The organism is Dolichospermum lemmermannii CS-548 (assembly GCF_028330815.1).
Taxonomy (GTDB): domain Bacteria; phylum Cyanobacteriota; class Cyanobacteriia; order Cyanobacteriales; family Nostocaceae; genus Dolichospermum; species Dolichospermum lemmermannii.
On the sequence record NZ_JAQMTJ010000246.1, the window covers coordinates 1 to 9,208 of the forward strand.

The 9,208-nt window shown below is 36.1% G+C and carries 8 protein-coding genes and 1 tRNA gene; 8 read left to right on the forward strand and 1 reads right to left on the reverse strand.

Features of this window, described 5'->3' with window-relative positions; genetic code table 11:
* Nucleotides 1-179: 179 nt before the first annotated feature.
* From pstA to PN450_RS16500, 8 genes are all read left to right on the forward strand, one after another.
* The gene (gene pstA, locus PN450_RS16465; protein WP_168633792.1) at nucleotides 180-1,052 is read left to right on the forward strand and encodes a phosphate ABC transporter permease PstA; all 873 of its coding nucleotides are present in this window, start codon (nucleotides 180-182) and stop codon (nucleotides 1,050-1,052) included.
* Between the two features lie 38 nt (nucleotides 1,053-1,090).
* Nucleotides 1,091-1,870: a phosphate ABC transporter ATP-binding protein PstB gene (gene pstB / locus PN450_RS16470; protein ID WP_148762770.1), complete on the forward strand. Its 780-nt coding sequence runs from the start codon at nucleotides 1,091-1,093 to the stop codon at nucleotides 1,868-1,870.
* Nucleotides 1,871-1,952: 82 nt separating this feature from the next.
* Complete coding sequence (locus PN450_RS16475) at nucleotides 1,953-2,549, forward strand: chromophore lyase CpcT/CpeT (RefSeq protein WP_271836962.1); 597 nt, start codon at nucleotides 1,953-1,955, stop codon at nucleotides 2,547-2,549.
* A 121-nt stretch (nucleotides 2,550-2,670) separates the two neighbouring features.
* Nucleotides 2,671-2,742 (forward strand) — tRNA-Cys (locus tag PN450_RS16480).
* Nucleotides 2,743-3,019: 277 nt separating this feature from the next.
* The gene (locus tag PN450_RS16485) at nucleotides 3,020-3,385 is read left to right on the forward strand and encodes a CU044_2847 family protein (protein WP_271836963.1); all 366 of its coding nucleotides are present in this window, start codon (nucleotides 3,020-3,022) and stop codon (nucleotides 3,383-3,385) included.
* A gap of 5 nt (nucleotides 3,386-3,390) precedes the next feature.
* Nucleotides 3,391-5,175: a trypsin-like peptidase domain-containing protein gene (locus PN450_RS16490; protein WP_271836964.1), complete on the forward strand. Its 1,785-nt coding sequence runs from the start codon at nucleotides 3,391-3,393 to the stop codon at nucleotides 5,173-5,175.
* 8 nt (nucleotides 5,176-5,183) lie between these two features.
* Nucleotides 5,184-6,173: an AAA family ATPase gene (locus PN450_RS16495; protein WP_271836965.1), complete on the forward strand. Its 990-nt coding sequence runs from the start codon at nucleotides 5,184-5,186 to the stop codon at nucleotides 6,171-6,173.
* Between the two features lie 41 nt (nucleotides 6,174-6,214).
* Nucleotides 6,215-8,785 (forward strand): formylglycine-generating enzyme family protein, encoded by a 2,571-nt coding sequence (locus PN450_RS16500; protein WP_271836966.1) that lies wholly within the window; start codon nucleotides 6,215-6,217, stop codon nucleotides 8,783-8,785.
* A 193-nt stretch (nucleotides 8,786-8,978) separates the two neighbouring features.
* Here the strand turns inward: PN450_RS16500 and PN450_RS16505 are convergent.
* On the reverse strand, nucleotides 8,979-9,208 hold a 230-nt coding region (locus PN450_RS16505), incomplete at its 5' end, for a hypothetical protein (RefSeq protein WP_271836967.1).

The following is a 9,208-nucleotide window of genomic DNA, read 5'->3' on the forward strand; positions in this document are numbered from 1 at the left end:
CATCACATTGCTACCCCCCTTTCCCCTTGTAAAGGGGGGAAACAATAAAAATCCAGTTCCCTCCCCTTTACAAGGGGAGGGTTAGGGTGGGGTAAAAAATATTTGATACATCAACCATAACTTTTCAAACACCCTCTTACAGACAATTCAAAATCCAAAATCCAAAATCCAAAATTAACATGAGCGCTTATCCAAATTCAGAAATAGATCAGTCCACAGCGGATGAATTGTATCAGCCATTATCCAGAGGTAGGCAATTATTTACATACGCAATGAATGGGATTGCCTTTGGTTTGAGTGTTTTAGCACTGTTGCCACTATCATCCATACTGTGGGAAATCATGTCACGGGGGCTTTCTGGTTTCAAGCTAGAGATGTTATTTCATCCATTAATTGAAAATGGGTTTGCTAATGCTATTCTTGGTACTATACTTATGGTAAGTATCGGTGCATTACTCAGTATTCCTGTGGGGGTAATTACAGGAATATTTTTAGCAGAATTTAGTCAAACCAGCCCACTTACGCGGTATGTGCGGTTTATTACTAGCATTCTGACAGGTGTTCCTTCCATTATTGTTGGGATATTCGCTTACGGTGTAATTGTTTTATTAACTAAGGGATTTAGCGCCATTGCCGGTGGTTTTGCCTTAGCTGTAATCATGCTACCAATGATAGTATTGACAACAGAAGAGGCTTTAAAGCTCATTCCTGTTCCCCAACGTCTTGCATCCGCAGCCTTAGGAGGAACTCGTTTTCAAACTACCTTTCGTGTTATTGTTAGTTCGGCTATCCCAGGGATTACCACCGGTATTTCCCTAGCTATAGCCCGTGCTTCTGGGGAAACAGCGCCACTAATTTTTACCGCTTTATTTAGTCAAAATTGGTCTGATGGTTTATTAAGTCCTACTGCTTCCTTACCAGTATTGATTTTTAACCTTTATAACAATCCCGATCCAGCCGTAAATCAATTAGTATGGACAACCTCCATCATTCTCCTAACTTTAGTTTTGTTTTTCAGCGTGCTATCTCGCGTAATTGCTAAGAAAAGATAAGGTCAACTAAAAAATTTTCTTTCGTACTTTAGTCAATCATGAGTAACTTAACTACTGCCATCCAAGTCAAGAATCTTAGCTTTTATTATGGAAACTATAAAGCTATTGAAGGAATATCATTAGATATTTATAAAAACCAAGTTACTGCATTAATTGGTCCTAGTGGTTGTGGTAAATCTACATTTATTAAAACCATTAATCGGATTAGTGAATTAGAAGGAAAAGTCAAAGTCGAAGGTCAGATAGAATTTTTTGGTCAGAACATCTACGATCCTAAGATTAATATCAATCGTCTGCGTCGAGAAATTGGCATGGTATTCCAAAAACCCAATCCTTTTCCCATGAGCATTTATGAAAATGTGGCTTATGGTGTGAGAATTGCTGGTAAATCTCCAAAAGTAGTATTAGATGAAATTGTCGAATCTGCCCTGAAAGGTGCGGCTTTGTGGGATGAAGTCAAAGATAAACTTCATCAGTCTGCTACAGGTCTTTCTGGTGGACAACAACAACGTCTCTGTATCGCTAGGGCTTTAGCGGTTAAACCCAAGGTTTTACTAATGGATGAACCCTGTTCAGCCCTTGATCCGATCGCTACAATGAAAGTAGAAGAATTAATTCACCAATTACGAACAGAATTCACGATTGTGATTGTTACTCATAATATGCAGCAAGCAACTCGCGTTTCTGATTTTACTGCCTTTTTTAGCACTGATGAAAGTCGCATTGGTCAAATGGTGGAATTCGGGGAGACTAGTCAAATCTTTCGGAATCCGCTAGATACTCGCACCCATGACTATGTGTCTGGACGATTCGGTTAAGTACATACAATAGAAAAGTGTAGATTGAGGGTAATCAGGATTTAAAATTAATTGCATTCCTATTCCCAAATCCGAAATCGGTATGACTCATTCTCCAGATATTGTCACCTTAGCTCGTTGGATGGCGGCTGATTTTAGCAATCAAGCCCAGGTTTTTGAGAATCCGGCTTTTTTTGCCCATATTCGTGTATGTATGCGTCCCCTCCATTGGGGGGTGTTATCAGGGGTAAGTTTGTTCGTGGAACAAGCTTATGATTATATGCTGAATAAGCCCTATCGGGTGCGGGTGTTACATCTGACTACGGTGGGGGATAAAATCCATATTGAAAACTATACTGTCAAAGATGAAAAAGACTTTTATGGTGCTTCCCGTGATTTACCAAGATTGCAGACTTTAACGAGCGATCGCTTGGAAAGACTCTGTGGTTGTAACATGATTGTAGAGTGGACTGGGAACAAATTCCAAGGCACAGTCGAACCAGGAAAAGGCTGCATTGTCATCCGTGACGGGCAAAGAACCTATTTAGATAGTGATTTTGAACTTGATGGTCAACAGTTCATCAGCCGCGACAGAGGACGAAATCCTGATACAGATGAGCATATTTGGGGTTCTGTAGCAGGTCCATTTTACTTTGCGCGCTGGGCGAATTTTGCCGAAGAAGTCAAATTACATCCCTAATCTCCACTGGAGGACAGGCTTTTTGTCTGTCCAGTCTGTGAAAAACATGAATCTTCAAAAAAATTTCTCCTAGATGGTGCAAATTTGGAAAAATGGTGCTACTATTAGTAATTGTGGGCGCGGCGACATAGCCAAGTGGTAAGGCAGAGGTCTGCAAAACCTCCATCCCCCGGTTCAAATCCGGGTGTCGCCTTTGAGAAAACAGCTAAAACTAATATTTTAGATAGTCAGATAAGGGACGGGTTTAATACTCGTCCCTAATTTTTTTGGGATACTTTTGGGGTAAATTCGGCTAGTTTGGGATAACTGCAAAGTGTAATTATCCTGGAGTTATCCCTAAAAAAACTGATATGTAACTTACAATACACTAATTTACAAACTATTGCTAGTGCAGTTCTTTACTTTTCAAATATGCTGGTAATGTCGTATATTTGATATTGCATAGCCTAATTAACACTAATTTCAATAATATGGCAGAAAAAGTATTAGTTCCCTTCACCTTAGATGGTGGAACTATTTTAGTGGAAGTTGAAGTACCAGAAAAATCAAAAGAAGGAGGACGAGAGAGGGTTTCAAAAAGTCATTCTGAAATCGTTTCTGACAAAGTTACAGAAGCAAAACAAACTTTTGCAGAAGCTATCCAGCAGATTAAACCAGTAGTTACGACTATTGCAGATCAATTCAAAGATTTGGATACTAAAGAAATGGAAGTAAAGTTTGGTGTGAAATTGTCTACTCAAGCAGGAGTGATTTTAACTTCTGTAGGTGGAGAAGTAAACTTTGAAATTACTGTGAAGTGGAGTAAGGAACAGAGTTCAAAACAACAGAGTTCATAGGTTCTATGTTACAGGAAAGTCAAGATAAGAGGTTTGAAAGTGCGATCGCTCGCATTTACTATAAAGATACCGAACAAGTTATTGGTGCTGGTTTTTTGGTAACTCAGCAGCATCTTCTGACCTGCGCTCATGTAGTTATGGATGCTTTAGGTATTAAGGAAGAAAAAGAATTACTAAATGAAGTTATCGAACTTGACTTTCCTTTTATTCCTCCTGGAACAATAATAAAAGCTAAGGTTGTATTTTGGCGTGGTTTAACAGGTAAAAAAGGAGAAGATATTGCTGGACTTGAATTACAAGATACTCCACCAAATTCCGCAAATCCCGTTCAACTAATTTCTACATTAGATTTGCAAAACCATAATTTTGAAATTTTTGGCTTTCCTGATGATTACGAAAAAGATGGTCGTTGGTCATTTGGTAAGATAACCAAAGAAAATACTCTTGGCTTAGTACAAATGCACACGCAAAATGGTTTTTTAGTTCAACCAGGATATAGTGGTTCTGGGGTGTGGGATACATCCTTACAAGCAGTAGTCGGAATGGTAGTCAGTAAAGATAATAGAGAAGATGCTAAAGCAGTATTTATGACTCCTACAACTCTGCTGCTTGAATCTTGGAGTTTTTTAAATCTGATTAATATTTTAAATGCTAATCTGGATACAGCTACTATTCAAACAGCTTATAAAGCCTGTTATTCATGGGGAAATCTACCAATCACAGTAGCAGATATTGTTAAAAATTTGTATGATCTGGATAAAAATTTAGATGGTAAAATAAAACAATTTAATCATAACGACAATACAGCACAATTTATAAAATATTTAATTACTAATTCTCAGATTCCTCAAACAAAGTTAGAAGATTTAAAAAAATGGGGAAGTGATAATATAGACAATTTTGATAACCTGATTAAAAATGTTAACCAACAATATCAAAATACTGATACTAAACAGGAATCATACATATTAATTAAAATAGAACCATTGACAACAAAATCAAGATCAAAAATCCCAAAATTTAAAATTAGTGGTGGTGTTATTCCTAATATTCAAAATTATATAGAACACCAAACAGGGTTTGAGTCAATTAAATTTTCTGATTCTCCTGATGATAGCTTTACACTCAAAGAAATTGAAAAAAACCTTTTTCTTTCATTATTCCAAAAAATTCCTTGTAAGTTAGAAAAGGATAAAAAATTTGTATTTTTTCTACCCCCACAATACCTTAATCATCCTGTTGAAACATGGGAAATTGATGATTTTGGAGATAGGATTCCTGTACGTCAGAGATATCCGGTGATGGTTCGTGATGTTACACGCTTAGACACAAACTATTTAAATGTTAAACAAAGCAATTGGATTGATAAATGGCAGCAATTAGAAAATATTACCTGCAATGATTTTCAAAAGCTACATGAATATAATGAAACAAGATTTTCTGTATTAATGAAGCAAGCAATTGGTGTTATACTAAATGTTTTTGATGAGAATAAAAAAAATGATGCTGATAAAATTATTAAGATTTTTAGTTCATTGAAGAGTAATGTTGTTCCTATCGCTATCTGTCACAGAGATAAAATTACTTTAGAGCAACAAGAATATGAAATCAGAGCAAATAATGAGTTAAATTGCTATATTCATACATTACCTAATCATGTTCTGGAACAATATGAAAAATTTTTGCTTAATGACAACGACAATCAATATCTATTCGTAAATAATGTTTTTATCATTTACGAAAACCCTCACATTTTACCATTTAAAGCTGAAGCAATCATTATTAACTAGGTATTCTTATGACAGACTGGAAAATATTTCAAGGAAACAATCAAGTAAATCAAAAATGGATAGATGAAGGTTCTAAGCTTCCAAAACCACCAAGTTGGCGAGATTTTAATAATAGTAATAGCGGCCCCAAAAAAAGACGCGGAGAAACATTTCAAGCACGTTCAGAAGAAATAGACTTAGTGAATGCGGCTTTATATTTACGACGACCTTTATTAGTAACAGGTAAACCAGGAACAGGTAAAACTTCTTTAGCCTATGCTGTAGCTTATGAACTAGACTTAGAAGAAGTATTACATTGGCCAATTACCACCCGCACCACGCTAAAAGATGGACTTTATAATTATGATGCCATAGGACGTTTACAAGATGCTAAAGATAAAGATAAAGATAAAGACAAAGACAACTTAGCAGAAATTGGTAAATATATTAATTTGGGTTCACTGGGAACAGCTTTACTACCATCTGACAAACCCAGAGTTTTATTAATTGATGAAATTGATAAAAGTGACATTGATTTACCTAATGATTTACTACATATTTTTGAAGAGGGAGAATTTGAAATACCAGAACTAAGGCGCATAGCTGATAAACTAGATCGGGTAGAAGTACAGACAGCATATAAAGATCAAAAAGCCACTATTGAAAAAGGTAGAATTCGCTGTACATCCTTTCCTTTTGTGATTTTAACCAGTAATGGTGAACGAGATTTTCCTCCTCCCTTTTTAAGACGTTGTATCAGATTAAATATTCAAGAACCAGATAAAACAGAATTAGAACGAATAGTTAAAGCACATCTACAGTTAGATGATGAACTATCTGAAAAAGCGGATAATTTAATTGAGCAATTTCTCAAAAAACGTCAAAATGGGGAATTAGCAACAGATCAACTTCTTAACGCTGTTTACTTAGTTACTAGAGAAAATTCACCAACAGGGACAACTAAAGATGATTTGATTGAGAAAATATTAAAGTATTTAGATAGTTCCGAGGATTCATGATGAACAGGTTGATTAAACTTCTACAACACCTAGAACTGGACATGAGTGCAGAAGAAATTGCTGATGCTATTTGGTTAGCAAACCAGATCAAATTACCATTAGCAATTACATCTGTTGATGAAGTTAATCAAGCAAATCAAATTTCTCAAACTGAGATTTCTAAATTACCTCAACGAGAAAGTGATCAAAATTTAGATGCTTCGGATGATTCTACAGTAGAAAACACTCAAGAAACTACAGCTAAAGCTTATACAAAAAATGGTGTAGATTCTATTTCTCAATCTAATTATACTGAAAAATCAACCTCTGAAAAATCAAAACCTGCATCACCAGGAGTACCTTTTAAATCTCCTGCTGTTGCTGCTTTACCTAATGCTTTAGAAATTGGTAGGTCACTCCGTCCATTGATGCGGAAAGTTCCATCTCGGATAAAATTTGTTTTAGATGAAGAAAATACAGCCCAACAAATAGCGGAAAATGATGTTTGGATACCAGTTTTAAAACCTGCGCGAGAACGTTGGTTAGATTTGGTGATAGTTGTTGAAGAAAATCGCGCGACTGTAGTTTGGGAAGAAACTATCAATGAGTTTCGCAAATTAATGGAAAGACATGGAGCTTTTAGAAATGTTTATACTTGGAATTTATGCACAAATGATGGTAAACCGCAATTTTTTCACCAGCAGAGAAAAGCCACAAAAAAACAACGTTCCCGCAGTCCCAAAGAACTATTAGAACCTAATGGTAGACGTTTAATATTATTAATTAGTGATTGTATTTCCTCTTTATGGTGGCAAGGAGAAATACATAATTTATTAGAATTATGGTCTAAACAAGTCTCGGTAACAATTCTGCAATTATTACCGGAACAATTATGGGAACGCACTGTTTTAGATTTGGGTATTTCCGTTTCTTTAAGTGCGATTGAACCAGGTTTACTCAATTCTCAATTGACTATTCATGATTTCCCTTTCTGGTTAGAAGAAAAACCCAATCAAGCGTTAAAGTTACCTATTGTGATTTTAGAACCTGAATCTTTAGAATATTGGGCAAAAGTGATTGCAGGTACAGGTAATATTGACACAGTGGGTATTTTATTTATGCCTAACTGGAAAGAGTTAAAACCCACAGATAAATTATCCAGTTCACAAACAACAAAAGATCCAGAATTATTAGTTAATAAATTTTATAATAGTGCTTCACCTTTAGCAAGAAGATTAGCAAATTTGATGTCTTCTGCACCTGTAAGTATACCTGTAATTCATCTGATTCAAGAAAAAATGTTGCCACCACCAAGAAAGCCAATTATTTTGGCGGAAATTTTTATGAGTGGTTTGTTAAAACCTAAGTTAATTAGTCAAGACAATCAGCCAGAAAAGTGGCAATATGATTTTGTTGAGGGAGTGCGAGAAGTTTTATGGCGTTCTGTAAGATTAACAGAAATTGAAGCCATGTTCAAAGCTGTTTCTGAATATATATGTCAGAAAGCTGGTATATCAATTAGAAGTTTTCCTGCATTGCTATTTCCTAATTCTGATTTGGATGAAAAAACAAAAGCAGAAATTTTCCCCTTTGCTGAAATTAATCAACAAGTATTGCGTCAGTTAGGGGGAGATTATGCTAAGTTAGCAGAACAGTTAAACCCAGTAGGGGCAATTCACGAATTACCTCTACCAGAAATCAAAACCTTTGAATTTGAATCTGCTATCATCACAGAAAATGAAACATCTATCAACTTAGAACCTTTTGATTTTGAAGTTGCTACTATTGAGCTTAAAAAATTAGGATGGCCGAAACAAAAAACAGAATTGAGTATTAAGAGAAAACAAAAACAAGCCCAGCAGTTTATAGAAGACTTAGGTAATGGTATTCAACTAGAAATGGTAGCAATTCCCGGTGGTAGTTTTATGATGGGTTCACCAAAAAATGAGCCAGAACGCAGGGAAACTGAAAGTCCCCAGCATCAAGTTACAGTACCACCGTTTTTATTGGGTAAATATCCTGTTACCCAAGCACAATGGCAAGCAGTAGCCGCTTTACCTCCAGTCAACCAAGAACTAAAACCAAACCCATCTAGGTTTGAAGGAGCAAATCGTCCTGTAGAACGGGTTTCTTGGCATGATGCGGTGGAGTTTTGTAACCGACTATCAAATCACACTCAAAGACCCTATAGACTGCCCAGTGAAGCAGAATGGGAATATGCTTGTCGTGCCGGAACTACCACACCATTTCATTTTGGTGAGACGATTACCACAGATTTAGCTAATTATAATGGTAACTATATTTATGGTGATGGAGTTAAAGGAATTCGGAAAGGAGAAACAACAGAAGTAGGAAGTTTTAAAATAGCCAATGAGTTTGGATTATATGATATGCACGGTAATGTATGGGAATGGTGTCAAGATGATTGGCATAATAATTATGAAGATGCGCCTACAGATGGAAGCGCGTGGATAAGTAATAAAGCTAAAATTAACAAGCTGCTGCGCGGTGGTTCGTGGTACCACAATCCTGGACTTTGCCGTTCTGCTTATCGCAGCTTCAACTACCTCGATAGCAGCGACGACGTTATTGGTTTTCGGGTTGTATGTAGTGGTGCGGCGAGGACTCTTTAGCCCTTTGTACTCTTGCGCTTTTGCCCTTTACCTTTGTAATTGTCAGAATCAGGATAACCAGGATTTAAGGATTTACAGGATGGGTTGGTCGTTTTGTTTATAGGTTTTCTGATACTGATTTTAATTGATTTTTTTATTAAGGTATTCCCTGGAAATATCATTGTCAGAATCAGGATAACCAGGATTTAAGGATTTACAGGATGGGTTGGTGGTTTTGTGGATGGGTTTTTTGATCATGATTTTTATTGATTGTTTTATTAAGGTATTCCCTAGAAATATCATTGTCAGAATCAGGATGTCCAGGATTTAAGGATGTACAGGATGGTTTGATGGTTTTGTTGATGGGTTTTTTGATCATGATTTTTATTGATTGTTTTATTAAGGTATTCCCTTGAAATATCATTGTCAGAATCAGGATGTCCA

Excerpts from the sequence above, each read along its gene's own strand:
- pstA (WP_168633792.1), top strand. The coding sequence starts at position 180 with ATGAGCGCTTATCCAAATTCAGAAATAGATCAGTCCACAGCGGATGAA.
- pstB (WP_148762770.1), top strand. The coding sequence starts at position 1,091 with ATGAGTAACTTAACTACTGCCATCCAAGTCAAGAATCTTAGCTTTTAT.
- PN450_RS16475 (WP_271836962.1), top strand. The coding sequence starts at position 1,953 with ATGACTCATTCTCCAGATATTGTCACCTTAGCTCGTTGGATGGCGGCT.
- PN450_RS16485 (WP_271836963.1), top strand. The coding sequence starts at position 3,020 with ATGGCAGAAAAAGTATTAGTTCCCTTCACCTTAGATGGTGGAACTATT.
- PN450_RS16490 (WP_271836964.1), top strand. The coding sequence starts at position 3,391 with ATGTTACAGGAAAGTCAAGATAAGAGGTTTGAAAGTGCGATCGCTCGC.
- PN450_RS16495 (WP_271836965.1), top strand. The coding sequence starts at position 5,184 with ATGACAGACTGGAAAATATTTCAAGGAAACAATCAAGTAAATCAAAAA.
- PN450_RS16500 (WP_271836966.1), top strand. The coding sequence starts at position 6,215 with ATGAGTGCAGAAGAAATTGCTGATGCTATTTGGTTAGCAAACCAGATC.